This is a genomic window from Actinoplanes octamycinicus, from assembly GCF_014205225.1.
Taxonomy (GTDB): domain Bacteria; phylum Actinomycetota; class Actinomycetes; order Mycobacteriales; family Micromonosporaceae; genus Actinoplanes; species Actinoplanes octamycinicus.
This window is the reverse complement of sequence record NZ_JACHNB010000001.1, coordinates 8,510,093-8,533,325: the sequence shown is the minus strand read 5'-3', so window position 1 is coordinate 8,533,325 and position 23,233 is coordinate 8,510,093. Positions and strand designations below refer to the sequence as shown.

The 23,233-nt window shown below is 70.2% G+C and carries 24 protein-coding genes and 1 pseudogene; 13 read left to right on the top strand and 12 right to left on the bottom strand.

The features are described from left to right. Positions 1-6: 6 nt before the first annotated feature. Positions 7-342, bottom strand: a complete 336-nt coding sequence (locus BJY16_RS38685; protein ID WP_185044486.1) for an STAS domain-containing protein — start codon at positions 340-342, stop codon at positions 7-9. Positions 343-412: 70 nt separating this feature from the next. Beyond that, positions 413-1,903, bottom strand: coding sequence for a glucose-6-phosphate dehydrogenase (gene zwf / locus BJY16_RS38680; RefSeq protein ID WP_185044485.1), 1,491 nt, complete (start codon positions 1,901-1,903; stop codon positions 413-415). Positions 1,904-2,077: 174 nt separating this feature from the next. Between zwf and BJY16_RS38675 the strand changes: the two genes are divergently transcribed. After that, positions 2,078-3,016 (top strand): exopolyphosphatase, encoded by a 939-nt coding sequence (locus BJY16_RS38675; protein WP_185044484.1) that lies wholly within the window; start codon positions 2,078-2,080, stop codon positions 3,014-3,016. Positions 3,017-3,263: 247 nt separating this feature from the next. Here the strand turns inward: BJY16_RS38675 and BJY16_RS38670 are convergent, their stop codons facing one another. Then, positions 3,264-4,076 (bottom strand): DUF1775 domain-containing protein, encoded by an 813-nt coding sequence (locus BJY16_RS38670; RefSeq protein WP_185044483.1) that lies wholly within the window; start codon positions 4,074-4,076, stop codon positions 3,264-3,266. Between the two features lie 154 nt (positions 4,077-4,230). On the opposite strand from BJY16_RS38670, the gene BJY16_RS38665 reads away from it, so the two are divergent. The 3 genes from BJY16_RS38665 (at position 4,231) to BJY16_RS38655 (ending at position 6,195) form a co-directional block, all read left to right on the top strand. Then, a complete protein-coding gene (locus BJY16_RS38665; protein ID WP_185044482.1) occupies positions 4,231-4,440 on the top strand; it encodes an RNA-binding S4 domain-containing protein in 210 nt (69 codons plus the stop codon). Positions 4,441-4,516: 76 nt separating this feature from the next. Then, a complete protein-coding gene (locus BJY16_RS38660) occupies positions 4,517-5,401 on the top strand; it encodes a hypothetical protein (RefSeq protein ID WP_185044481.1) in 885 nt (294 codons plus the stop codon). A 116-nt stretch (positions 5,402-5,517) separates the two neighbouring features. Further along, the gene (locus BJY16_RS38655; RefSeq protein WP_185044480.1) at positions 5,518-6,195 is read left to right on the top strand and encodes a hypothetical protein; all 678 of its coding nucleotides are present in this window, start codon (positions 5,518-5,520) and stop codon (positions 6,193-6,195) included. Here BJY16_RS38655 and BJY16_RS38650 read toward each other — a convergent pair. Then, positions 6,143-6,511, bottom strand: a complete 369-nt coding sequence (locus BJY16_RS38650; RefSeq protein WP_185044479.1) for an FKBP-type peptidyl-prolyl cis-trans isomerase — start codon at positions 6,509-6,511, stop codon at positions 6,143-6,145. The genes BJY16_RS38655 and BJY16_RS38650 overlap by 53 nt on opposite strands. 136 nt (positions 6,512-6,647) lie before the next feature. Between BJY16_RS38650 and BJY16_RS38645 the strand changes: the two genes are divergently transcribed. The 5 genes from BJY16_RS38645 to BJY16_RS38625 all read left to right on the top strand — a co-directional run bounded on the left by BJY16_RS38645 (position 6,648) and on the right by BJY16_RS38625 (position 10,953). Beyond that, complete coding sequence (locus BJY16_RS38645) at positions 6,648-7,553, top strand: lytic polysaccharide monooxygenase (RefSeq protein ID WP_185044478.1); 906 nt, start codon at positions 6,648-6,650, stop codon at positions 7,551-7,553. Between the two features lie 187 nt (positions 7,554-7,740). After that, entirely contained in the window at positions 7,741-8,019 is a 279-nt protein-coding gene (locus BJY16_RS38640) for a hypothetical protein (protein WP_185044477.1), read from the top strand. Positions 8,020-8,039: 20 nt separating this feature from the next. After that, positions 8,040-9,431, top strand: a complete 1,392-nt coding sequence (locus tag BJY16_RS38635) for a DUF4331 domain-containing protein (RefSeq protein ID WP_185044476.1) — start codon at positions 8,040-8,042, stop codon at positions 9,429-9,431. Between the two features lie 151 nt (positions 9,432-9,582). Further along, on the top strand, positions 9,583-9,960 hold the full coding sequence (locus tag BJY16_RS38630; RefSeq protein ID WP_185044475.1) for a phospholipase: 378 nt from the start codon (positions 9,583-9,585) through the stop codon (positions 9,958-9,960). Between the two features lie 9 nt (positions 9,961-9,969). Continuing rightward, positions 9,970-10,953, top strand: coding sequence for an AraC family transcriptional regulator (locus BJY16_RS38625; RefSeq protein ID WP_185044474.1), 984 nt, complete (start codon positions 9,970-9,972; stop codon positions 10,951-10,953). A 309-nt stretch (positions 10,954-11,262) separates the two neighbouring features. Here BJY16_RS38625 and BJY16_RS38620 read toward each other — a convergent pair whose 3' ends face one another. Further along, positions 11,263-11,679 carry a YunG family protein gene (locus BJY16_RS38620; protein ID WP_239176918.1) on the bottom strand — a complete coding sequence of 139 codons (417 nt, stop codon included), beginning with the start codon at positions 11,677-11,679 and terminating at the stop codon, positions 11,263-11,265. Between the two features lie 545 nt (positions 11,680-12,224). On the opposite strand from BJY16_RS38620, the gene BJY16_RS38615 reads away from it, so the two are divergent. From BJY16_RS38615 to BJY16_RS38605, 3 genes are all read left to right on the top strand, one after another. Beyond that, the gene (locus tag BJY16_RS38615) at positions 12,225-13,055 is read left to right on the top strand and encodes an IS5 family transposase (protein WP_185044473.1); all 831 of its coding nucleotides are present in this window, start codon (positions 12,225-12,227) and stop codon (positions 13,053-13,055) included. Between the two features lie 9 nt (positions 13,056-13,064). Beyond that, entirely contained in the window at positions 13,065-13,472 is a 408-nt protein-coding gene (locus BJY16_RS38610; RefSeq protein ID WP_185044472.1) for a hypothetical protein, read from the top strand. Positions 13,473-13,537: 65 nt separating this feature from the next. Further along, positions 13,538-14,179 carry a hypothetical protein gene (locus BJY16_RS38605; RefSeq protein WP_185044471.1) on the top strand — a complete coding sequence of 214 codons (642 nt, stop codon included), beginning with the start codon at positions 13,538-13,540 and terminating at the stop codon, positions 14,177-14,179. On the opposite strand, the gene BJY16_RS38600 is transcribed toward BJY16_RS38605, so the two are convergent. Further along, positions 14,139-14,531 (bottom strand): trypsin-like peptidase domain-containing protein, encoded by a 393-nt coding sequence (locus BJY16_RS38600; protein ID WP_185044470.1) that lies wholly within the window; start codon positions 14,529-14,531, stop codon positions 14,139-14,141. The two genes, BJY16_RS38605 and BJY16_RS38600, sit on opposite strands and share 41 nt — an antisense overlap. A 202-nt stretch (positions 14,532-14,733) precedes the next feature. Here BJY16_RS38600 and BJY16_RS38595 point away from each other — a divergent pair, with 202 nt between their 5' ends. Beyond that, complete coding sequence (locus BJY16_RS38595; RefSeq protein WP_185044469.1) at positions 14,734-15,276, top strand: RICIN domain-containing protein; 543 nt, start codon at positions 14,734-14,736, stop codon at positions 15,274-15,276. 165 nt (positions 15,277-15,441) lie between these two features. Here the strand turns inward: BJY16_RS38595 and BJY16_RS47980 are convergent, their stop codons facing one another. The 6 genes and pseudogenes from BJY16_RS47980 to BJY16_RS38570 form a co-directional block, all read right to left on the bottom strand. Further along, on the bottom strand, positions 15,442-15,615 hold the full coding sequence (locus tag BJY16_RS47980) for a hypothetical protein (protein ID WP_239176920.1): 174 nt from the start codon (positions 15,613-15,615) through the stop codon (positions 15,442-15,444). Positions 15,616-15,633: 18 nt separating this feature from the next. Further along, on the bottom strand, positions 15,634-15,849 hold the full coding sequence (locus BJY16_RS47975) for a hypothetical protein (protein WP_239176922.1): 216 nt from the start codon (positions 15,847-15,849) through the stop codon (positions 15,634-15,636). 10 nt (positions 15,850-15,859) lie between these two features. Continuing rightward, positions 15,860-16,688: pseudogene (locus tag BJY16_RS48790) on the bottom strand (IS5 family transposase). Between the two features lie 744 nt (positions 16,689-17,432). Beyond that, entirely contained in the window at positions 17,433-19,640 is a 2,208-nt protein-coding gene (locus BJY16_RS38580) for a putative bifunctional diguanylate cyclase/phosphodiesterase (RefSeq protein WP_185044468.1), read from the bottom strand. A gap of 29 nt (positions 19,641-19,669) precedes the next feature. Next, a complete protein-coding gene (gene glgC / locus BJY16_RS38575; protein WP_185044467.1) occupies positions 19,670-20,902 on the bottom strand; it encodes a glucose-1-phosphate adenylyltransferase in 1,233 nt (410 codons plus the stop codon). 58 nt (positions 20,903-20,960) lie between these two features. Then, entirely contained in the window at positions 20,961-23,165 is a 2,205-nt protein-coding gene (locus tag BJY16_RS38570) for a putative bifunctional diguanylate cyclase/phosphodiesterase (RefSeq protein ID WP_185044466.1), read from the bottom strand. Positions 23,166-23,233 lie beyond the last annotated feature (68 nt).

The following is a 23,233-nucleotide window of genomic DNA, read 5'->3' as shown; positions in this document are numbered from 1 at the left end:
ATGGGGTCAGTCGGTTTTGATGGCTTTCTCGACGTCCGGGAACATCGGGAGATAGTCGCTGAGGCCGAGGGTGTCGAAGAGGCGGCGGAGGAACCCGGACGGGGCGGCCAACCGGACCCAGCCGCCGCGCTCCATGGCCCGGCCGTGCGCGGTGACCAGCACGCCGACACCCATCGAGTCGCAGAAGTCGAGGCCGGACACGTCGACGACGACGCGCGGGGAGGGACGCTCGACCAGACGGCCGAGGTTGGCCTTGAGAGCGGGCGCGGTGTCGATGTCGAGGGAACCGCGCAGGACGAGGACGGCCGTGTTCGGAGGGTGGTGCGCGACCGATACCTGCATTCGCTGAGATCTTTCGGATCGGGGGCGGGCTGACGCTAACCCTATGCGAGCCCGCCCACCGCCGCAGTTCTCAGATGGAGTTGCGCCATTTCCGGCCATTTCGCCCGATCAGGCGGTCGGCGTCGGCCGGGCCCCAGGAGGCCGCCTCGTAGGTCGGGATCGGCGACCGGTCGTTCGCCCAGTGCTCGATGATCGGGTCGACCACCCGCCACGACTGCTCCACCTCGTCGCTGCGGATGAACAGCGAGGCATCGCCCACCAGCGCGTCCAGCAGCAGACGCTCGTACGCCTCCGGCGACTCTTCCACGAAGGTCTGGTCGTACGAGAAGTCCATGCTGGCGGTGCGCACCCGGAACGAGTGGCCCGGCACCTTCGCCCCGAAGCGCAGCGAGATGCCCTCGTTCGGCTGGATGCGCAGCACCAGGGCGTCCGCGTCCAGCTCGGTGAGCTGACTGGTCGGGATCGGCAGGTGCGGCGGACGCTGGAACTGCAGCGCCACCTCGGTGACCCGGGCCGGCAGGCGCTTGCCGGTGCGCACGTAGAACGGCACGCCGGCCCAGCGCCAGTTGTCCACGTTGAGGCGCAGCGCGGCGTAGGTCTCGGTGCGCGACAGCGGGTCGACACCGACCTCCTCGCGGTAACCGGCCATCAGCTCCTCGCGGGTGCCGCCCCGCGTGTACTGCCCGCGGACCGCGGCGTCGGCGATGTCCCGGTCGGTGGGCAGCCGGATCGCCTGCAGCAGCTTCACCTTCTCGCTGCGCAGGCCCTCGCCGCCGAACGACGCCGGCGGCTCCATCAGGGCCAGCGCGAGGACCTGGAGCACGTGGTTCTGCACGATGTCGCGCATCGCGCCGGCCGACTCGTAGAACCCGCCGCGGGTGCCGACGCCGAGCGTCTCGGCCACGGTGATCTGCACGTGGTCGACCCAGGAGCGGTCCCAGATCGGCTGGAAGATCGAGTTGGCGAAGCGCAGGGCCAGGACGTTCTGCACGGTGTCCTTGCCCAGGTAGTGGTCGATCCGGAAGACGCTGGCCTCGTCGAAGGCGGCGTGCACCACGCCGTCCAGCTCGCGGGCGGTGGCCAGGTCCCGGCCGTACGGCTTCTCGATCACCAGGCGGGCGAAGGAGCCCTCGTTCGCCTGGTTCAGCCCGGCGCCGGCCAGGCCGCAGATCACCGGCTCGAACGCGTTGGCCGGGGTGGACAGGTAGAACAGCCGGTTGCCCGAGGTGCCGCGCTGGGCGTCCAGCTCGTCGAGCGTCTCGGCCAGACGCTTGTAGGTCTCCGGGTCGTCGTAGCCGCCCGAGACGTAGCGGATGCCGCCGGCGAGCTGTCGCTTCTCGCTCAGGCTGCGGCCGCCGAGGGCGCTCTCCGCGAACTGCTCGTCGGACATCGGCGTCCGGGCGACGCCGACCAGGGCGAACTGGTCAGGCAGGCGGCCGTGGCGGGCCAGGCTCTCGACCGCCGGCAGCAGCTTGCGGCGGGTGAGGTCACCGGAGGCGCCGAAGATCACCAGAGTGGCGGGCGGCGCGCTGCGCTCCTGGATGAGCTGAGGTTGGTCCATCGTCTCCGTGTCCTCCGACCGGGTTGTTACCGTCCGTTTGAACCTTACGCAGCAGCCCCCTTCCGTGGTTCACCCCGACCTGTGCCGCCGAGCACATGCTTCTTCGATCGGGAAAGACCTAAGCGATAAAAGTGGCAAAATGGTCGCAAAGGTCTGGCTACCGAGGGGGACCCCGTGAAGTACCGGCTCGTGACCCGCAGCGACTTCGACGGCCTCGTGTGCGCCGTGCTGCTGCGCCACCTCGACATGATCGACGACATCATGTTCGTGCACCCCAAGGACGTGCAGGACGGCGCCGTCGACATCACCGACCGGGACATCCTGACCAACCTGCCCTACGACCCCCGCGCCTACCAGGTCTACGACCACCACCACTCGGAGACGATCCGCAACGAGGGCGACCGGAGCAACCACATCATCGACGCCGACGCGCCCTCCGCGGCCCGGGTCATCTACGACCACTTCGGTGGCAAGGAGCGCTTCCCCAAGGTCTCCGACGACCTGATGCGCGCGGTCGACCAGGCCGACTCGGCGGACTACTCGCTGACCGACATCCTCAGCCCGAGCGGCTGGACGCTGCTGAACTTCCTGATGGACAGCCGCACCGGGCTGGGCCGGTTCCGCAACTTCCGGATCTCCAACTACCAGCTGATGATGCAGCTGATCGACGCCTGCATCGAGCACCAGGACGTGCACGAGATCCTCGCCCTGCCGGACGTCGCCGAGCGGGCCACCCTCTTCCACGACTGCTCGGCCCGGTTCGTCGAGCAGCTGCACCGGGTCAGCCACCTGGACGGCGACGTGATCGTCGTCGACCTGCGGGACGAGGAGGTGATCGAGGCGGGGAACCGGTTCATGGTCTACGCGCTCTTCCCGGAGTCCCGCGTCTCGGTGCACATCATCTGGGGCCGGCAGAAGCTCAACACCGTCTTCGCCTGCGGCAAATCGATCCTGGACCGCTCGTCGCCGGTCGACATCGGCGAGGTGATGCTCCGGTACGGCGGGGGCGGGCACATCGCGGCCGGCACCTGCCAGGTCCCGCACGACGAGTCGGAGCGGGTGGAGCGGGAGATCATCGACGCGTTGCGGACCGAACGGGTCGTCCCGGTCTGAGGGGTTCGCCTCACGCGGGTGGTCGCGGTCCGAGAGGTTTGCCTCACGCGGGTGGTCGCGGACCGAGAGGTTTGCATCACGCGGGCGGGAAGTCGCCTTCCCGCCCGCCCGATGCGCGGATCATGGGCCTTGCCCGCGGCCCCACCCGCCTGTCGTGACCCGCGCCCCACGCGCGAGCCGCGACTCGCCTCACGCCCACCCGCGTGAGGTTTCCCGCTGCAGGACCCTGCCTGCGGGGGAGTCTGCGTCAGCCGTGATAGCTCCACCGGCTGGCCGACACGGCTTCCTTCTCTTCTGACGGCGCCGAGGCCTCGGATGTTGCCTCGGGCGCCGGATTTTCCTCCGGCTCTCCCGGCTCGTCCGGTTCCGCGGCCCGGTGCCGGTTGCGCAGCACGATCCAGCCGGCCCCGAGCAGCGCCAGCCCGGCGACCACCCAGCCGCCCAGCGCCAGCGCCGAACCGCCCCGGTCGTCCTCCCGGGCCTCGGCCACCGCGTCGGCGAAGAGCTGCTCCTCATCGGCCGGCGCGGTGGTCGCCGCCGCGCCGTGGTGACCGGCCGCCGCGGCCGCGCCGTCCGGGTCCGGGGTGAGCGTCATCCCGGCCGTCATGGCCGGCCCGGTCTTCCCGTCGGCATACGTCCCGACCAGGCTGAACCGCACGGTGCTCAGCGTCGGCAGGGGGCCCACCGCGACGCTCAGGTCGGCCGCGCCACCCGGCGGGATCGACGCGCCGCCGACCGCGATCCAGGTGATCGCTTTCGGCACCTGGGTGACCGGGGTTCCGTTGTGGATGGTCTTCAGTGGGGTGGCGAGCTCCTGCCACTGGATCTGCGGCGCCCAGTCGTCCACCGAGAGCGGATACACCTCGGCGATCGGCGTGTCCTTGGGGATCTGCAGCGTCACCCGGGTGATCGGCTGACTCGCGTCGTTGACCACGTGGTAGGTCAGGTTCTGGCCGCTGCCCTGCGGCGCGCTGGACGGGCTGATCGTCACGTCGGCGAAGGCCGGGCCGGCCATGCCGAGTGCGCCCGCGGTCGCCACCAGGGTCAGTGCTGCTCCCAAATACCTCACGGGAGTTAGTTCGGATCACAGGCCCCGATGGTTCAACCCCATCCAGATTCTTTTCCCACCCTTTTCCGGTACGCCCTCCGCACCCGCCAGCACCGCCCCGGTGACGGCCGGCGAGGGCGGAAAAGGCTGGTGGCATGATGTGCCGATGCGCGACGTGCCGATCGACGGTGACATGATCCGGCTGGGCCAGTTCCTCAAACTGGCCGATCTCATCGACACCGGGGGCGAGGGCAAGATCCTGATCGCGTCCGGCGACGTCACCGTGAACGGCGAGGTGGACACCCGCCGCGGCCGCCAGTTGCACCCGGGCGACGTGGTCGAGGTGCAGGGCCGCTCGGCGCGCGTGGTGCCGTAACCAGAAAGATCCACTCTTTCGGCGGGAATCTTCGGGTGGTGCGGAACCGGGAGAGCGGACGTCTCGTCGTACCGGTATGACCCGAACCCGCGGCCTTCTGACCGCCGCCGCCATCCCCCTGATCCTGATGGCCGGCTGTGCCCGGCCGGACTCGGCCGGGTCGGCCGGCAACGCCGCCGACCCGATCACCGAGAGCGCCTCCGCCACGGACCCCACCGTGCTGGTGCGCATCGCCCAGGAGGGCGGCTTCGTGCCGACCTCCTACCGCTACGGCCGGCTGCCGGACGTCACCGTCTACGCCGACGGGCGGGTGATCAGCAACGGGCCGGTGCCCGCCATCGCGCCCGGCCCGGCCCTGCCGAACCTGCAGGTTCTCCGGATCACGCCGGAGAGGGCCGCCCAGTGGGCCGCCGACGCGATCGCCGCCGGGGTGAAGACCGGCGCCGACCTCGGCGCGCCCGGCGTCGCCGACATCCCGGACACGGTGATCACCGCCACCTCCGGCGGCACGACCCAGACGGTCCGGGTGACCGCGCTGCACCAGGCGCAGCCGACCGACCCGAACCTGAGCGCGAGCCAGCAGGCCGCCCGCAAGAAGCTGGCCGGCTACGTCGACGAGCTGACCGCCCTGACCACCGAGACCGGCTCGCCGGCCCCGGACGCCTACGTGCCGGACAGCCTGGCCGCGCTGGCCCAGGACTACGTCGCCACCGACGACGGGCTCAAGCAGCAGCCGCAGGACTGGCCCGGCCCGGCGCTGCCCGGCGCCGAGCTGTCGCCCGGCACCGGCCTGTACTGCGTCTCGGTCTCCGGAGCCGAGAAGGACAAGCTGTGGGCCGCGGCCGGCAAGGCGAACATGCGGACGCCGTGGGTGTCCGGCGGCAAGCAGTGGCAGGTCACCTTCCGGCCGCTGCTGCCCGACGAGACCGGTGGCTGCGCGGCCCTGAAGGACGCCAAGTGACCGCCTCCCGCGTCGCGGTGGGGGACGCCACATGATTCCGCTGGACGATCCTTGGGAACCCGGTGTGCGGCTGCACGCCATCCCCACTAACGTCGAAGGGCGTGAGGGGAACGGGGATGGATGCGGCCCAGATCCTGCTCGGGCTGATCCTGTTCGCCGTGCTGGCGCTGGGTGGGATGGCCGTGGTGGCCGGGCGGCGCAGGCCGGTCCCGCCGCCGCCGGAGGCGACTGAGGCCGAGGAGCTGGAGAGCGGCGCGGACGAGGTGTGGGCCGCGGCACAGCGAGCGGTGCTGGCCGCAGACGAGGCGCGGGAGCGCGCCACCGAGGCGGCCGGTCAGCGTGACGAGGCCGAGCAGCGCTATCAGCAGGCCAAATGGGATGCCTGGACCGGCCCGGCCGACGAGAGCCGGAAACTGGTGGAGCGGGCCGCGCTGGAGGCGTACCGGCGCGGCGACCTCACGGTCGACCAGCTGAACCGGATCTGGTCGCACACCCGGCCCGACGAGTCGGCCCTGGAACGGGTCGACGAGGAGGTCGCCGAGGCGAAACGGCGATATGAGCACGCCCTGGAGGAAGTGGTCGAGGTGCGCCGGGCGGCGCACGTCGCCGAGGTGGCCGCCGAGGTGCTGACCGAGGAGGCCAAGCTCGCCGAGGACGAGGCCCTCGCCGCCCGGATCGAGGCCGAGGCGGCCGCGGGCCTGTCCGGTCTCCTCCAGGAGCCGGACAGGCCCGCCGCCGAGCTCAGTGAACCTCGACCAGATCCACCACGAAGATCAGGGTCTCGTTCGGCTTGATCACGCCACCGGCACCGGCCGCGCCGTAACCGAGGTGCGGCGGGATGGTCAGCTTGCGCCGGCCGCCCACCTTCATCCCGGCCACGCCCTGGTCCCAGCCGGCGATGACCTGCTGGCCGCCGACCCGGAAGCCGAGAGCCTGGCCACGGTTGTAGGAGGCGTCGAACTCCTTGCCCGTCGACTGGGCCACGCCCACGTAGTGGACGCTGACGTACTCGCCGGGCTTGGCCTCCGGGCCGGTGCCCTCGACGATGTCCTCGATCACGAGATCGGCGGGCGCTTCGTCGGGGATGGGACCGACGTCGGGCTTGTTCATGAATCCTCCCGTTTGGTGTTTCCGGACTCGGTCATGCAATCACAGCCGGGCGGTGGCTGAACGAGCGGTGCCGGATCTCCGTATCTCCCGGGTGACCGGGAACGTCCCGGTCGTGTGATCCGCCTGGGAGTCAGCCGTGCGTTCCTTCCTCGTTGCGACGGCCGCGGTGGCCGTGGTGGCCGCTGTCGTGCCGGCCGGGCCGGTGTCCGCGCACGGCGCCCCGACCACACCGATCAGCCGGTCCGCGGCCTGCGCCGGGAACGGGACCTCGACGGGCGCGGCGGCGTGCAAGGCGGCCAAGGCGGCCACCGGCGGGTTCATCGGGGCGTTCGACAACCTGCGGATCGCGAACGTGAACGGGAACGATCGCAAGGTCGTGCCGGACGGGAAGCTGTGCAGCGGGGGACTGGACGCCTATCGAGGGCTCGATCTGCCGCGGGACGACTTCCCGTCGACTTCGGTGAAATCCGGGCAGACGCTGAAGGTGGCGTACCGGGGGACCATCCTGCACCAAGGACAGTTCCGGATTTTTCTCACTAAATCTGGCTATGACCCGGCGAAGCGGCTGACCTGGGACGACCTCGGGAGCAAGCCGGTCGGGACGTTCACCGACCCGCCGCTGACCGGCGGGGCGTACCGGATGAGCGTCAAGCTGCCGGAGCGGACCGGGCGGCACATCCTCTACGTGGTGTGGGAGACGTCCAGCACGCCGGACACCTACTACTCCTGCTCGGACCTGGTCTTCCCGGCGGCGGCGCCGGTGGTGAAGAAGACGACCAAGCCGCCGGCGAAGCCCGCCGCCTCGGCCACCTCCGCGGCCGCCACGGCCTCGGTCGCTCCCGTCTCGACGAGGCAGAGCGCCGCGCCGGTCGTCGAGGCCACCAGCGAGCCGTCCGTCGAGCCGACCGCCGAGCCGGTGCTGGCCGCCACCTCGAGCCAGGACGACACCGCTGTGGGCCACTGGCTGATCGGCGGCGCCCTCGGTGCCGCCGCGATCGCCGGAATGATCGCCCTGGTCGGAAGGCGTCGCCGTAGGTCCTGAGAGATTCCTGGAAAAAAGGTTTGAACTCCTGGATCTCCAGTCTCGTAATCATCGGCGTCGGCAATGAGGGTTGTTCAGGGCCTCCCTTGGCCGGCGGAATGCCGGAGTGAGCGCCATGATCCCCACCGCCCTGAACGACCCTCATTCGCAACGCCCGTCAGGTCCCCCAACAGACGAAAGGCCCAGCATGAGTCGTAGTCGCTACCGTGCCCAGGCGTTCCCGCGGTTCAATCGCCGGCGGATGCTGGCGCTCACCGCCGCCGGCGTCGGGGTCTCGGCCGCCTCGGTTGCCGGGCTCAGCCTCGCCGGTGAGAACGAGACGACATCGTCGAAGGACAGCTCCCCGCTGATCGTCTCGGTGCGGGACGCCAAGAAGGGCACCATCGACCTCTTCTCCGGCGATTCCAAGAAGACCGTCACCGACAAGAAACTCGCCGCCCAGCTGCTCAAGCACGCCGGCCGCTAACCGAAGAGGATCACGACAGAATGTCTTCTCACCGCGAAGCGCCGGAAATCAGCAAGGACCCGGTCGCCGACAGTTCCGACCTGTACGCGTTCGTCAGCCCGGACGATCCGGATACGGTCACCATCATCGCGAACTACGTGCCGTTGCAGATTCCGGCGAGCGGCCCGAACTTCTTCGAGTTCGGCGACGACGTGCTCTACGAAATCCACATCGACGCGAACGGCGATGCCCGCCCGGACATCACCTACCAGTTCCGGTTCGTCACCGAACTGCGCAACGACAAGACCTTCCTGTACAACACCGGGCCGATCGAATCGCTGGACAGCGAGAACTGGAACCGGCGGCAGTTCTTCTCGGTGACCAAGGTCGACAGCCACGGCAAGAGCACCGTGCTGGCCAAGAAGCTGCCCTGCCCGCCGTGCAACGTCGGCAAGGTGTCGATCGCCGACTACGAGGGTCTCGCCAAGGACGCCGTGCACAAGCTGAAGACCGGCGAGAAGGTCTTCGCCGGGCAGCGCGCCGACGCGTTCTTCGTCGACCTGGGCGCCATCTTCGACCTGGGCACGCTGCGCCCGTTCCAGGACAAGCACCTGGTCGGCCAGAAGCTGTTCAACTACGCCGGCAAGGCGGTCAACGCCACCGACCAGACCAACGTGCACAGCATCGCGGTGCAGATCCCGCTGCACATGGTCCGGCGGGACGGCAAGAAGCGGGTCAAGGCCGCCGACGCGGGCGCGGTGATCGGGGTGTGGACCTCGGCCAGCCGGCGCCAGGTGCAGGTGCGCGGTGACAGCAAGAACGGCGAGGTCTACGTCGGCCCGCAGGTGCAGGTGTCGCGTCTGGGCAACCCGCTGTTCAACGAGGTCATCGTGCCGATGGCGCAGAAGGACAAGTGGAACAGCCTGCCGCCGAGCGAGGACAAGAAGTTCGCCGAGTTCGTCGCCAAGCCGGAGCTGGCGTCGCTGCTGCCGGTGCTCTACCCGGGCCTGTTCGACAAGCTCGCCGACCTGAACAAGGCCGGCAAGGACCGGGCTGACCTGCTGGCCATCCTGCTCACCGGCATCCCGTCCGGGCTGATCGACGGCTTCCAGAACAACACCGGCCAGCTGCAGGCCGACATGCTGCGGCTGAACACCGCGATCCCGCCGGCCGCGAAGCCGAACAAGTTCGGCGTGGTGGGCGGGGACGTGGCCGGCTTCCCGAACGGCCGCCGGATCGCCGACGACGTGGTGTCCATCTCGCTGCGGGCGATCGCCGGGGTGACCGTGCCGCTGGTCGACAAGGAGTTCGAGCCGGACGCCGCGGCCGCGCTGGTCGAGCAGGGCCTCAGCATCAAGGACGCGAGCGCCGGCCTGCTCAAGCACTTCCCCTACCTGGGCACCCCGTTCGACGGCTTCTCCGTGCCGTCATGACCGGCGGCACCATCCTCACCGCGACTCAGTGCCGGCATGACGGGCCGGCACCATCCTCACCGCGACTCGGTGCCGGCATGACGGGCGGCACCGGGCGACACCATCCCCACCGCAACGACGACCTCGCAGGCGAGGGCAGGGAGGGCACGGCATGAGCCACGATCACGACCACGGGCACCATCACCACCACCACACGCTCGCGCCGTCCGGTCAGGGCACCGTGATGCTGAACATCGGCGGTGGAATCGGCGCGCTGATCATCCACACCTCGGCCCGGGAGCACGGCCACGAGATCGAGGTCAGCCCGGCCGGGCAGCCGGACCAGCGGCAGCACGCCGCGGTCCGGGCCCGCTACGTCCGCGGCGGCGTCACCTATTGCGTGGTCATCGACAGCCTGCCGGAGGGCCGCTACGCGATCTGGGCGGACGGCCCGGACCCGCTCGCGGAGGTCGCCGTGCGCGGCGGCGCGGTCGCCGAATACACCTGGCCGGAGTACGCGATTCCCGGGAGGACGCTGCTCACGGTCTAGTGTGTAGCCATGACGGGCGGCGATGTCCCGGTCCGTGTCGCGTTGCGTACCACCGACATGGAGGAGGCCCGCGCCTTCTGTCGCAAGGTCTACTACGAGCCGCTGCGGATCGACCCGGTCGGTGACCCCGACCGGTTCGACTTCAGCGCCGACGTGGTCGAGCTCGGCCCGATCACGGTCGGCGAGGTGGCTTACGGCACCGACATCCGGGTCGCGATCGGCGCCCTGGAGACGGCCTACCACGTGCTGGTGCCGCTGACCGGCGTGCTCCGGTCCCGGCACCGCGGCATGGTGGTGCTCGCCGACCCGACCCGGGCCGCCGTCTACCGCCCGACCGGCGACATCGAGCTGGACTGGCCGGGCACCTGCCGGATGCTCAGCGTCAAGGTGGAGCGCGGCGCCCTGGAACGGGAACTGGACGCCGCGCTCGACCAGCGTCTGGTCTCCCCGATGCCGCTGGGCGCCAGCTTCGACCTGGTCGACGGACCCGGCCGAACCTGGGTGGCCCTGGTCCGGCTGCTGCTCGCCGAGCTGCGCGCGCCCGAGGGCCTGGCCACCCAACCCCGCATGGCCGCCCGCTGGCGCGACATGGTGGTCAGCGGCCTGGCCCTGACCGTCGAGCACCCTTATGGCGAGGAGCCGGCCGGCCTGCAGGGCCCCTACCGGCCGCGCACCGTGAAGCGCGCCCTGGACGTGATGCACGCCGAGCCATGGCGCCCCTACACGACCCGCGAGCTGGCCGCCGTCGCCGGCGTAGGCGTCCGCGTCCTGCAGGACGCCTTCCGCCAGCACGTCGGCATGTCACCGATGACCTACCTACGCCGCCTGCGCCTGGACAACGTCCACGCCGAACTCTCCCGAGCCGACCCGGGCCTCACCAGCGTCAGCGACATCGCCTACCGCTGGGGCTTCACCCACCTGGGCCGCTTCGCCGGCGCCTACCGAGAGCGCTTCGGAGTCCCCCCGTCAGCCACCCTCCGAGACCAGCCCTAAGCCACCCCCGAGCCCAGCCCCAAGCCGCCCCCAAGCCCAGCTCTAAGCCATCCTCGGAGCCCAGCCCCAAGCCGCCCCCCAAGCCCAGCTCTAAGCCAGCCTCGGAGCCCAGCTCTAAGCCATCCTCGGAGCCCAGCCCTAAGTCAGCCTCGGAGCCCAGCCCTAAGCCAGCCTCGAGACCAGCCCAAAGCCACGCCGCGCCAGCCCCGGCGTCCAGTCCTGAGCCGCTCTCGCCCAGCGCTCGTCCGCGAGCAGTCCTAGGCCTCCCTCCCTTTGTGTCACCTCCGCTGTCGGCGATGATCACTGAGGTCAGCGACCCTCCGCGGACAATCCGACCCGATTCAGCTCGGCGTGCACCCGGGCGCGCAACAACTCATACTGCTCCCGGCAACGCCGTGGACTGCCGGGCGGCGCCGCCTGAACGGTCCCGCCGGTCACCACCTCATCCGGCCGGAACTGGTCAGCCGTGAAGTCGACATCGCGCTCGCCAGGCAGCCTGTTCCAATAGTGGTGCCCCACCTTCTCCCCACCCACGAGAACCTCGCCGAGCACCAACTCCCCACCCAGCAGCTCCCGCACGATCAACGCGGTCACCCCGCACTGCCCGCGCGCCGGATTAGCCGGGGTCCAATCCGGCAGGTCATGCGGATCGCACGTGTCCCGCCCCCACGCCCCGCGCAGCACCCGCTCCAGCACTTCGACATCCACCGCTCGCGTCTCCGTCACACAACCCACCCTCCCCCCTCAACCAACAAGAGAGTCAAGACCCGATTTCGGTACGCCCCAAGCCCCCGCCGCACCCGACCCCATCCCACCCGCGTCACCGCAGGGCCGCCGCTCCCATCGCCGCACCACGGTCGGAAGCCTCGGCCGGCCGGAAACACCGCTCCTGGCACAATCCCCCGCGGTGTGCCGCAGCGACGTTGAGGCACCTCTCACCCCCAGCCGAGGGCGGAAGCGCGCCGCTGCCGTGCGGTAGCGGGGGCTCGCGAAGGATTACGAGCCGGCCGGAAGGGGCGTCACCCTCAGGCGGAGGCACCTCTCAGAGTTGGCCACGCGTGGCAGCCCGCCGGGCGGCGGAGGGCCGCGGGCATGGGCGGTGGAGCGCGCAGCTGGCTCTGAGAGGGCGGTTCGGGATCCTTCAGGTTGATCTATGCGTTGGGTCCGTTTGGAGACCGTTCTGCGGGTTCACTGTAGATAGTGATCACTCGATGGCGTGAAAGATGAAGCCTGATCACGACCGGTCCGTTAGCTGGGACGTTGGCCTGGTCATGGGTGATCGAAAGCCGTACCCCAGCGACGTGACCGACGCGCAGTGGGCGTTGCTCGGCCCGTTCCTGCAAGCCTGGCGGGCCAAGCGTATTTCGGTAGCCGGCCGCACCGGCGACCATGATCTGCGGGAGATCGTGAACGCGATCCTCTACCAAACCCGCACCGGTTGCCAATGGGCGTATCTGCCGCACGACCTGCCGCAGAAGTCCGCCACCTACTACTACTTCGCCCTGTGGCGGGACGACGGCACCGACCAAGTCATCCACGACCTGCTGCGCTGCCAGACCCGGGAGAAGGCCGGCCGCCGCGAGGACCCGACCGCGGTCGCGGTCGACACCCAGTCGATCCGGGCCGCGAACCATGTTCCCGCGGCCACCACCGGCAAGGACGCCGGCAAGAAGGTCCCGGGCCGTAAGCGCGGGTTGGCCGTGGACGCTCTCGGGCTGATCATCGCGGTGGTGGTCACGGCGGCGTCGGTCACCGACAACGCGATCGGCATCCGGCTGCTGGACAAGGTCGCCGAACACACCCCGACGGTGACGGTGGCCTGGGTCGACGCCGGGTTTAAGCAGGACGTCGGCGTGCACGGCGCCGTGCTGGGCATCGACGTCGAAGTCGTCAAACGCGCCGACACCCAGCCGGGGTTCGTGCCGGTCAAGAAGCGGTGGATCGTCGAGCAGGTCTACGGCACCCTGATGCTGCACCGCCGCCTGGCCCGCGAATACGAGAGCCGTCCGGAATCATCGGTGTCGCGGACCTTGTGGGCGTCGATGGCTGGCATGGTCCGCCGGTTGACCGGCGCCAGCACCCCGACCTGGCGAAACGCGTAAGGCCGTCCGGTGCACCTCGACACAATCCTCACCCTGATCGGCGAACGTGAGACCACCGCGATCGCTACCGCCGGGCGCCTGCGCGAGCAGATCAGCCTGCTCACCGGCGAGCTCACCCGCATCGACCGGGAGCTGGCCGATCTGGCGACCACCCGCAGCATGCTGCAGCACCTCGCCACGACCGAGTTCACCGCCGACGACCCCACCATCGTCAGCGCCGCCTACCAGCAGATCCTCGCGATCCTGGGCACCGCGACCGCCGGTATGCGGGCCAAGGACGTCTGCCTCGCCCTCGACATCGAACCGCTACCGAAACACGTCGAAGGCACCCGAGCGAAGCTGAAACGCCTGGTCAACCGCGAGATCATCACGGAAGACCAGCCGGGAATCTTCAGCCTGATCCAGAAACGGACCTAACCTCCCGGAATGCCCTTTCAGAGGGCGGTAAGGAAAATTAGGTCCGTTTCGGGATCAGTGTGAATATGCCGAGCTGGGTCTCGATTACGAGGCATCGACATGAGGGCATCCTTCTCTATGCGTCCTTGGTGATTCCGATGGTCCCCTCGCTGATGGCTGCCACTGATATTGCTCCCGATGATCTGTTTGCAGTCTGGGTAGATGGACCGGCTGGTCCGTCGCGGCTGCGTGGCCGAGCGGCCAGCCAGGCGGCGAGTGAGGTGAGGTTCGCGTTCTACGGCCGGATTTCGACGGAGGGCTATCAGGATCCGGTGTCGTCGCGGCGGTGGCAGTCCGAGATCGCGGAGTTCATGACTCATGGTCATGGTCGTATCGGGGTCGAGTTCTTCGACGTCGGCTGCTCGCGCAGCCTGTCTTGGCACGACCGGCCCGCCGCCGCGGAGTTGCTCGCTGAGGCGTTGCGTCCGGATCGCCGTTTCGACGCGGTGGTGATTGGCGAGTACGAGCGGGCGTTCGCGGGTCGGCAGGCGTTGCAGGTCATCCCGTATCTGCATGCGCAGGGAGTGGCGGTGTGGTTGCCCGGAGTTCGGTGGTCCGGTGGATTTGGACGATCCGACGCACCGGGCGTTGTTCCTGCTGTTGGGGAATCAGTCGGAGCAGGAGGTGTTACGGGCTCGCCGGATGGTCAGCCGGTGTGTATTCGCTGAATCCGATCGCGACGGCGCGGGTCCAGGCCCGCGGCACCGAACGCGACAGCCAGGCCACGGGGTGCTCCGGCGCGGCGTCCACGGTGAGCAGGGCGACGTCCGGCGCCGCGTACGTCCTGCCGTGCCCCCGCAGTTCGGGAACGGACCGCGCGTCGGCGACCCGCAGCACGGTGTCGGACCAGCGTACCCGTAGCCGGTCGGCCGATTCACCGTCGACCACATGGGCGCAGGTCGGCACCCTGCCGGCAGCCGCGAAGAATCCGGAGCCCAGAAACCGGCCGCCGTCGTCCTCGATCCGGACGGCACAGCCACGTGCCAGGTCGACGAGATGGTTCCAGGGCGGCTGCGGCATGGTGACCTCCCAGCCGTGACACTCTCACGAACAGTGGCCGCTGAGGAACGGTCAAACGTCAGCAGCGCGTGGCTGCCGGCAGAACCTCGGTCACCCGACGGCCTGCCTCGGGGACGTACCGGTGCCATGAGCCGGAAGCGGGGCAGCGCGGTGGCGGGAAGTGATCATATATTCGCCTGACGTACTGAACGGGGATTGAATCGTGAAGCGACTGCTCAGCTTTCTGTCCATGCTCGTGGTGGCCGTGACCGGCTCGGTCGTGGTTGCCGCGTCGCCGGCCGCCGCCGCGCCGCCGGAAGGTTACTACTTCATCGTCAACGCCTTGTCCGGGAACTGCCTCGACCAGAACTACACCGGTGGGGTCGCGCGCCCGCAGGTCTACGCCTGGACCTGCAACTACGGCACCAACCAGAAGTGGCAGCTGCGAGCGTCTTCGGCCGGCAGCAGCCTCTGGTTCTACCTGGAGAATGTCCGCAGCGGTCAGTGTCTCAACCAGGATTTCTCCAACAACGTCGAACATTCCAATGTCATCGCTTACCGGTGTGGGTCCGGTATGAACGACCTCTGGTACGCGAGCTGGGTGACCTCGCAAAACACGATCATGCTGGGGAACGGGAAGACCAACAAGTGTCTCGACCAGAGCTACACCGGCGGAACTCCGGGAACGGCGATCCTGGCCTGGACGTGCTCGTCCAACCGGGACGCGGCCACCAACCAGCACTGGGTACTGGTCCGCATGCCCTGACAGCGGCGGACAGCGGTCCCGTTCAACTGCCGGCGCGGCGGTAGGTGACGACGACGAGCACGGGCGTTCCGGTTGTCCTCGGTATTGGTCCGGTACAACCGGGGCGCACGGCGCCCTGTTCGGCCCGCGCACGATCGGCGGCATGTGAGCGGGCGGTAAGGAAGATTAGGTCCGTTTCGGGATGAGTGTGAATATGCCGGGCTGGGTCTCGATTACGAGTTCACGGTTGACCAGGCGTTTTAGCTTCGCGCGGGCTCCTTCGACGTGCTTCGGGAGCGGTTCGATGTCGAGGGCGAGGCAGATGTCCTTGGCGCGCATGCTGGCGGTCGTGGTCTTCAAGACGGCGAGGATCTGTTGTTAGGCGGAGCTGATCACGGTCGGGTCATCGGCGGTGAACTCAGCCGCGGCAAGGTTCTGCAGGGTGCTACGGGTGGTGGCGAGGTCGGCCAGGTCTTGGTCGATGCGGGCGAGTTCGGTAGTGAGCAGGCTGATCTGCTCACGCAGCCGCTCGGCGGTCGCGGTGGCGGTGTTCTCGCGTTCGGTGATCAGGCCGAGGATCGTGTCGAGGTGCATACGCGGGCCGCTATCCGTGTCGCCAGGTGGGGGTGCTGGTGCCGGTCAACCGGCGCACCATGTTCGCCATCGACGCCCACAACGTACGCGACACGCTCGATTCGGGCCGGCTCTCGTACTCGCGGGCCAGCCGCCGGTGCAGCATCAGGGTGCCGTAAACCTGCTCGACTATCCACCGCTTCTTGACCGGCACGAATCCGGGCTGGGCGTCGGAGCGTTTGACGACCTGCACGTCGATGCCCAGGACTGCGCCGTGCACACCGACGTCCTGCTTGAACCCGGCGTCCACCCAGGCCGCTGTCACCGTCGGGGTGTGCTCGGCGACCTTGTCGAGCAGCTTGATGCCGATCGCGTTGTCGGTGACGCTCGCAGCGGTGACCACCACGGCGATGATCAGACCCAGGGCGTCCACGGCCAGGCCACGCTTGCGGCGGGCACCCTCTTGCCTGCGTCTTTTCCCGTCGTGGCGGCCGGGACGTGGTTCGCCGCCCGGATCGACTGGGTGTCCACCGCGACCGCGCTCGGATCCTCGGCGCGGCCGGCCTTCTCGCGCGCCTGACCACGCAGCAGGTCATGAATCGCCTGTTCCGTGCCATCCTCACGCCACAACGCGAAGTAGTAGTAGTCACCGGTTTCTGCGGCAGGTCGCGCGGCAGGTACGCCCACTGACAGCCGGTCCGGTTCTGATACAGGATCGCGTTCACGACCTCCGGCAGATCCTGTTCACCCTGCCGGCCGGCGAACGAGACACGGCCGGACCGCCACGCGTCCAGGAATGGCCAGATCAGTGCCCACTGCTCGTCCGTCACGTCGCTCGGGTACGGCTTTCGATCACCCATGACCGGCCAACGCCGCAGCGACGTGGCCGGTCGCAATGGTCATTCCCCTTTCACGTCATCGAGTGATCACTATCTACAGCGAACCCGCAGAACGATCTCCAAACGGACTCAACGCATAGATCAACCCGAAAATCTCGAACCGCCCTCTGAGGGGTGTCTCAGCCCCATTGAGGGACCCGTGACGCCCAGCCGGAGGGCGGGGGCGCGCTGCGGTCGTGGGCAACGGCGGCTCTCGCGGAGGTTTGCGGGCTGGGCCTGGCGGGTGTCTCGTCATGGTTGAGGGACCCGTGACGCCCAGCCGGAGGGCGGGGGGCGCGCTGCGGTCGCGAGCAACGGCGGGTCTCGCGGAGGTTCGCGGGCTGGGCCTGGCGGGTGTCTCGCCTCGGTTGAGACACCCGCCAGGCCCAGCCGGAGGGCGGGGGCGCGCTGCGGTCGTGGGCAACGGCGGCTCTCGCGGAGGTTCGCGGGCTGGGCCTGGCGGGTGTCTCGTCACGGTTGAGGGACCCGTGACGCCCAGCCGGAGAGCGGGGGCGCGCTGCGATCGCGGGTAGCGGCGGGTCTCGCGGAGGTTTGCGGGCTGGGCCTGGCGGGTGTCTCGCCAGGGTTGAAGGACCCGTGACGCCCAGCCGGAGGGCGGGGGCGCGCTGCGGCCGTGAGCGACGGCGGGCCTGGCGGAGGGTGCGGGCGGGCGATCATTTGCGGACGGGCGCTCCGGTCGTACCGAAAGCGGATCTTGACGGAAGATCAGCGGACGGTGACCGACTGGCGGACCTCGGGGGCGGGGACCGGACGGCCGTAGAGCCAGCCCTGACCGAAGTCGCACCCGTTGGCCCGCAGCCAGTCCCGCTGCACCGCGGTCTCCACCCCCTCCGCGACCACCCGGTGCCCCAGCGCCTGCGACATGGCCAGCACCGCCCGGACGATCGGTTCGTTGGCGCCGCCCTCGCCGACCCCCGCGATGAACGCGCGATCCACCTTGACGATCGCGACCGGCAGGCGCTGCAGGTAGTTCAGCGAGGAGTAGCCGGTGCCGAAGTCGTCGATGCACAGCGTGACGCCGAGGGCGCGCAGCTGGTGCAGCACGTCCAGGCAGGTGTCCAGATCGGTCATCAGGCCGGATTCGGTGACCTCCAGCCAGAGGCCGGACGGGGGCAGGCCGGTGCGGGTCAGGGTGTCGCGGACCCGGTCGGCCAGGCCCGGTTCGAGGAGTTGGCGGACGGCCAGGTTGACCGAGACGTGCAGCGCGGGGTCGGCGGCCCGCCACTGCTGCAGGCGGGTGGCGGCTTCTTCCAGCAGCCACCCGCCGGCCGCGACGATCAGCCCGGTGTCCTCGGCGACCGGGATGAAGTCGACCGGCGACACCGCGCCCAGCTCGGGGTGTGTCCAGCGCATCAGCGCCTCGTGGCCGTCCACCCGCCCGGTCCGCAGGTCGACGATCGGCTGGTAGTGCACGGACAGTTCGTCGTTGCTGAGGGCGCCGCGCAGCGCCCGTTCCAGCACCATCCGGGTGCGCACCTGCTCGCGCAGCGCCGGGTCGAAGACCTCGGCCCGGTTGCGGCCGGCATCCTTGGCCCGGTACGCCGCGGTGTCCGCGTCGCGCAGCAGCTCCACCGGGTCCGGCCGCCGCGCGGAGTGCGCGATGCCGATCGAGGCGGTGACGTCGACCGCGCCGACGGACAGCGGCACCGGCTCGGCCAGCACGGTGAGCAGCCGTGCGGCCAGCGCCTCGGCGTCGGCCCGCGTCGACGCGCCCGGCGGGCCGGCCACCGCGACGATGAACTCGTCGCCGCCGACCCGGCAGACCAGGTCCTCGGCGCGCACCTCACCGGCGATCCGGGCGGCGACCGCCCGGAGCAGCTCGTCGCCGACCTCGTGCCCCCAGTGGTCGTTGATCAGCCGGAACCGGTCCAGGTCCAGGTAGAGCACGCCGGCCGCGGGCCAGCCGGCGATCGTGGCGACCAGCAGGTCGCGGTTCGGCAGGCCGGTCAGCGCGTCGTGCTGGGCCTGCCAGCGGGCCTGCCGCTCGGCGCGGTCCCGGGAGTTGTTGGAGCGGACGATGCGGGACACCGCGGTGGCGATCAGGGCGATCGACAGGACCGCCCGGATCAGGGCGAACCGGGGGCCGGCCGGGGGCGCGACGACGGCCAGCACGGTGGGCGCGCAGAGCGCGGCGGCGATCGCCGCGGTCCGGGACGCCCGCAGCCGCCGGGTCCGGCCCTCGACCCGCCGGGTCAGCACCGCCACGGTCGGGTGCAGCATGCAGGCGGAGTTCGCGGCGTAGGCGACCAGCGAGATCGCCCCGATCACGGTCAGCGGGACGGCGTCCGGCCCGGTGGCGAACCAGCCGCGGACGGCCAGCACGATGTCGGCGGTCAGCAGCGCCAGCCCGCTGCCGGTGAACAACCACAGCGCGGGCGTGCCGGCCCGGCCCAGCAGCAGCATCGGCAGCACGGTCATCAGCAGGACCGCAGCCACCAGCGGCAGCGCCGCGGCGATCAGGTTCTGCCAGTGGGTGTCGTCACCGGCCACCCACGGCTCGATCCACAGCGACCAGGCCACCAGCACCGACCCGACGCCGAGCAGGACGGCGTCGACCCGGGCGGGTTCGTCGTCCGCGGCCCGGCTGCGCCGCAGCAGGTCGAGGACGCCGGCGGCGAGCAGCAGGTAGCTGGCCAACACCGCCAGGTTCGGCAGCAGCACGACGTGCAGCAGCATCCGGCTCGTCTCGCCGACCAGCGACACCGCCTGCGCGGCCAGCAGGAACAGCCACGGCCGCCGGTGCCCGGCGGACAGGTTGCGGTGAATCCCGATGCCGCCGGCGACGACGCAGATCAGGACCCCGATCAGGTACGCCACCGAGCCGGCGCCGTGACCGCCGGCCACCACCAGGGCGGCGGCGGGCACGCTGCCCGCGACGAGCAGCCACGCCGCCCGGGCGACGTCGTCGCTCACATAGTCGATATCGGCACCGGGGACGCCGGTTAAAGCTCGATCCGCTGGTTCTTGCCGATCACCACGATGCCGTTGTCGCTGACCGTGTAGAGCTTGCGGTCCCGGTCCAGGTCGACGCCGATCTGCGCGCCCTCCGGAATGTTCACGTTCTTGTCGATGATGGCGTTGCGGATGACCGAGCGGCGGCCCACCGAGACGCCCTCCATCAGCACCGAGCCCTCGACGTGCGCCCACGAGTTGACCCGCACGTTCGGCGAGATGATCGAGCGCTCGACCAGGGCGCCGGAGACCACCACACCGGGGGAGATCATCGACTCGATGGCCCGGCCCTGCCGGTCGTCGTAGCCGTGCACGAACTTGGCGGGCGGCCACGAGCCGTAGTTCGTGAAGATCGGCCACTCGTGGTTGTAGAGGTTGAAGATCGGCAGGGTGGCGATCAGGTCCATGTGCGCCTCGTAGAACGAGTCGAGCGTCCCCACGTCCCGCCAGTAACCCCGGTCGCGGTCGGTGGCGCCGGGCACGTCGTTGTCGCGGAAGTCGTAGACGTTCGCCTCGCCGCGCTCGACCAGCATCGGGATGATGTTGCCGCCCATGTCGTGCTTGCTGTCCGGGTTCTCCGCGTCGGCGGTGACCGCCTCGCACAGAGCGCGGGCGGTGAAGACGTAGTTGCCCATCGACGCGTAGACCTCGTCGGGGGAGTCGGCCAGGCCGACCGCGTCCCGTGGCTTCTCCCGGAAGGCGGAGATCTTGCGCCCGTCCGGGCCGACCTCGATCACGCCGAACTGGTCGGCGAGCGAGAGCGGCTGGCGGATCCCGGCGACGGTGACCGCGGCGCCCGAGGCGATGTGGTCGTTGACCATCTGCTTCGGATCCATCCGGTAGATGTGGTCGGCGCCGAAGACGATCACGTAGTCCGGGGACTCGTCGTTGATCAGGTTGAGGCTCTGGTAGATCGCGTCGGCCGAGCCGGCGAACCAGCGCGGGCCGAGCCGCTGCTGGGCCGGCACCGGGGTGACGTAGTTGCCGAGCAGCGTGGACATCCGCCAGGTCTTGGAGATGTGCCGGTCGAGCGAGTGCGATTTGTACTGAGTGAGCACGACGATCTTGAGATAGCCGGCGTTGGCGAGGTTCGAGAGGACGAAATCGATCATCCGGTAGATGCCGCCGAAGGGCACACCGGGTTTGGCCCGGTCCGCCGTCAGGGGCATCAGGCGCTTGCCTTCTCCACCGGCCAGAACGATCGCAAGCACCTTGACAGCCATGGCAAGGACGCTAATATCCCCGCCTGCGCTTCGCCACCCAAAGTGTGGCGAAGTTTGGTTAAGCCGCCGTGGCGCTGCTCTCTCGCATCAGTGACTCGATCGTCTCCGGACGGCCCGGACGTCCGAAATGATAGCCCTGGACGAGATCGCACCGCAGGTCCCGCAGCTGCGCCGCCTGACTCGCCGTCTCCACCCCCTCGGCCACCGTGACCAGGTCCTGGCTGCGGGCCAGCTCCAGGATCGCCCGGGTGAAGCTGACGTCGTCGATGAACGAGCGGTCGATCTTCAGGATGTCCACCGGCAGCCGGCGCAGGTAGGCGAGCGACGAGTACCCGGTGCCGAAGTCGTCGATGGCGATCCGGATGCCGTGCTCACGCAGCGTCCCGAGCACCGGGGTGTCGGCCGCGTCGATCAGCACCGACTCGGTGATCTCCAGGACCAGGCCGGCGCCCGGCATCCCGGTCTCGGCCAGCACGCCCAGCACGGTGTCCGCGAAGTCCGGGTCGCGCAGCTGGTGGGTGGAGACGTTCACGGTCACGTAGACCCCGTGCCGCCGGTACCAGTCCGCGCCCCGGGCACAGGCCAGCCGCAGCGCCACCAGGCCGACCTGGCCGATCAGCCCGGTCTGCTCGGCGACCGGGATGAACACCACGGGCGGCACCAGCTCGTCGCCGCGCCGCCAGCGCATCAGCGCCTCCACCCCGGTCATCCGGCCGGTCGCCGGGTCCACCACCGGCTGGTAGTCCAGGAACAGCGAGCCGTCCGCCAGACCCTGGCGCAGCCCGGCGGCGATCCGGGCGCGTTCGCTCTGCTGGGCGCGCAGCGAGTCGTCGAACCGGGCCAGGCGGGCGCCGCCCGCCTGTTTGGCCGCGCGCAGCGCGAGGTCCGCGTCGCCGAGGAGATTTTTCGGTACGCCGTCAGCGAGTCCCGCGCTGGCCGTCAGGTGGATCCGCCGCTCGCCCACCAGCACCGGAACCGCGGCGACCGTCTCCAGCACCCGCCCGGCCAGCGCCACCGCCTGATCCGGATCGGTCAGCAGCAGCCCGAACTCGTCGCCGCCGAGCCGGGCCACCAGCAGCGCCTCCGGCGCGAACAGCAACAGCCGCCCGGCCAGCTGACGCAGCACCTCGTCGCCGACCTGGTGCCCGTAGGTGTCGTTGACCTCCTTGAACCCGTCCAGCGAGCAGAGCAGCAGGGCGTGCGGCCGGTCCCGCACGCTGGGCAGCGCCATCTGCTCCAGCAGCAGCTCCCGGTTGGCCAGCCCGGTCAGCGCGTCGTGCCCGGCCCGGTACGCCAGCCGCCGCTGCAACGCGGCCTGCTCGTCGACCGCGGTGCGCAGCGCGGCCGCCCGCTCGTCGGCGTCCCGGGCGTGCCGCTGGGCGACCCGGGCCAGCAGCCAGATCCGCAGCACCAGCAGCCCGCACAGGGCCGCGGTGAGCACCGCCGGCACGTACCGGACCGGGTCGCCGGGCCGGCTCACCACCGGGAGCAGCGGGCCGACGATCGCGGTCGCCACGATCGCGGCCAGGTTGTTCCGGCCGCTGTGCTGCTCGGTGACGCCCAGCCGGTCCGCGGCCGGGTGCAGGGCGGCGGCGGTGAGCAGCACCCCGGCGTACTGGATGAGCAGGAACGAGCTGCCGCCGGGCAGGAACGGCTCGGTGCCCGCCCCGTCGGTCGCGGCGTACAGCAGGTGGGCGGCGAGCAGCGCCGCCCCGGACCCGCCGAGCAACCGGGCCGGGGTGCGCCACGGGCCGGTCAGGGCGCGCAGCGCGCCGCCCAGCACAGCCAGGTCGACCAGCGCGTAGAGCGCCGCCAACGCGGTGCTGACCTGCTGGTAGCCGGGCGCGCCGAGATAGGGCAGGACCACGAACGACCAGGCCAGCATGGCCAGCCCGAGGACCACCGCGCCGGCCTCGACGCCGAGCTCGGCCGGGCTGGCGATCCGCCGCCGGCGGCGGGTGAGCAGCACCATGCCGGCCGCGGCCAGCGCGTAGAGCGGGACCAGGGTCAGGCCCTGCGGGGTGTTGCTCGGGGTGACCGGGCCGAGCGTCCAGAAGGCGATCGCCAGCACCCCGGCGGCGTGCCCGGCGGCCAGCAGCCGCCAGCCCGGATGCGACCGCCGGCGCAGCACCAGCGCGACGCCGGCCAGCTGGATCACGAAGAAGATCGGGCCGCCGGCGGCGAACAGCTGCGTGGCGGTGACCGCCAGCACACCGATCGCCAGGGCGTACCACCACGCCACGCTGCTGCTCCGGTTCCGCACCTGGTCATTGGAGCCCGGGACGGTTGCCGGCCGGGTGCGCGACCGGGTCCCACCCGGTTGCGGTGAGC

Excerpts from the sequence above, each read along its gene's own strand:
- BJY16_RS38600 (WP_185044470.1), bottom strand. The coding sequence starts at position 14,531 with ATGCCGCAGCCGCCCTGGAACCATCTCGTCGACCTGGCACGTGGCTGT.
- BJY16_RS38655 (WP_185044480.1), top strand. The coding sequence starts at position 5,518 with ATGGATGCGGCCCAGATCCTGCTCGGGCTGATCCTGTTCGCCGTGCTG.
- BJY16_RS38605 (WP_185044471.1), top strand. The coding sequence starts at position 13,538 with ATGCCGAGCTGGGTCTCGATTACGAGGCATCGACATGAGGGCATCCTT.
- glgC (WP_185044467.1), bottom strand. The coding sequence starts at position 20,902 with ATGGCTGTCAAGGTGCTTGCGATCGTTCTGGCCGGTGGAGAAGGCAAG.
- BJY16_RS38685 (WP_185044486.1), bottom strand. The coding sequence starts at position 342 with ATGCAGGTATCGGTCGCGCACCACCCTCCGAACACGGCCGTCCTCGTC.
- BJY16_RS38665 (WP_185044482.1), top strand. The coding sequence starts at position 4,231 with ATGCGCGACGTGCCGATCGACGGTGACATGATCCGGCTGGGCCAGTTC.
- BJY16_RS38650 (WP_185044479.1), bottom strand. The coding sequence starts at position 6,511 with ATGAACAAGCCCGACGTCGGTCCCATCCCCGACGAAGCGCCCGCCGAT.
- BJY16_RS38660 (WP_185044481.1), top strand. The coding sequence starts at position 4,517 with ATGACCCGAACCCGCGGCCTTCTGACCGCCGCCGCCATCCCCCTGATC.
- zwf (WP_185044485.1), bottom strand. The coding sequence starts at position 1,903 with ATGGACCAACCTCAGCTCATCCAGGAGCGCAGCGCGCCGCCCGCCACT.
- BJY16_RS38625 (WP_185044474.1), top strand. The coding sequence starts at position 9,970 with ATGACGGGCGGCGATGTCCCGGTCCGTGTCGCGTTGCGTACCACCGAC.
- BJY16_RS38635 (WP_185044476.1), top strand. The coding sequence starts at position 8,040 with ATGTCTTCTCACCGCGAAGCGCCGGAAATCAGCAAGGACCCGGTCGCC.
- BJY16_RS38615 (WP_185044473.1), top strand. The coding sequence starts at position 12,225 with ATGGGTGATCGAAAGCCGTACCCCAGCGACGTGACCGACGCGCAGTGG.
- BJY16_RS47975 (WP_239176922.1), bottom strand. The coding sequence starts at position 15,849 with ATGCACCTCGACACGATCCTCGGCCTGATCACCGAACGCGAGAACACC.
- BJY16_RS38640 (WP_185044477.1), top strand. The coding sequence starts at position 7,741 with ATGAGTCGTAGTCGCTACCGTGCCCAGGCGTTCCCGCGGTTCAATCGC.
- BJY16_RS38630 (WP_185044475.1), top strand. The coding sequence starts at position 9,583 with ATGAGCCACGATCACGACCACGGGCACCATCACCACCACCACACGCTC.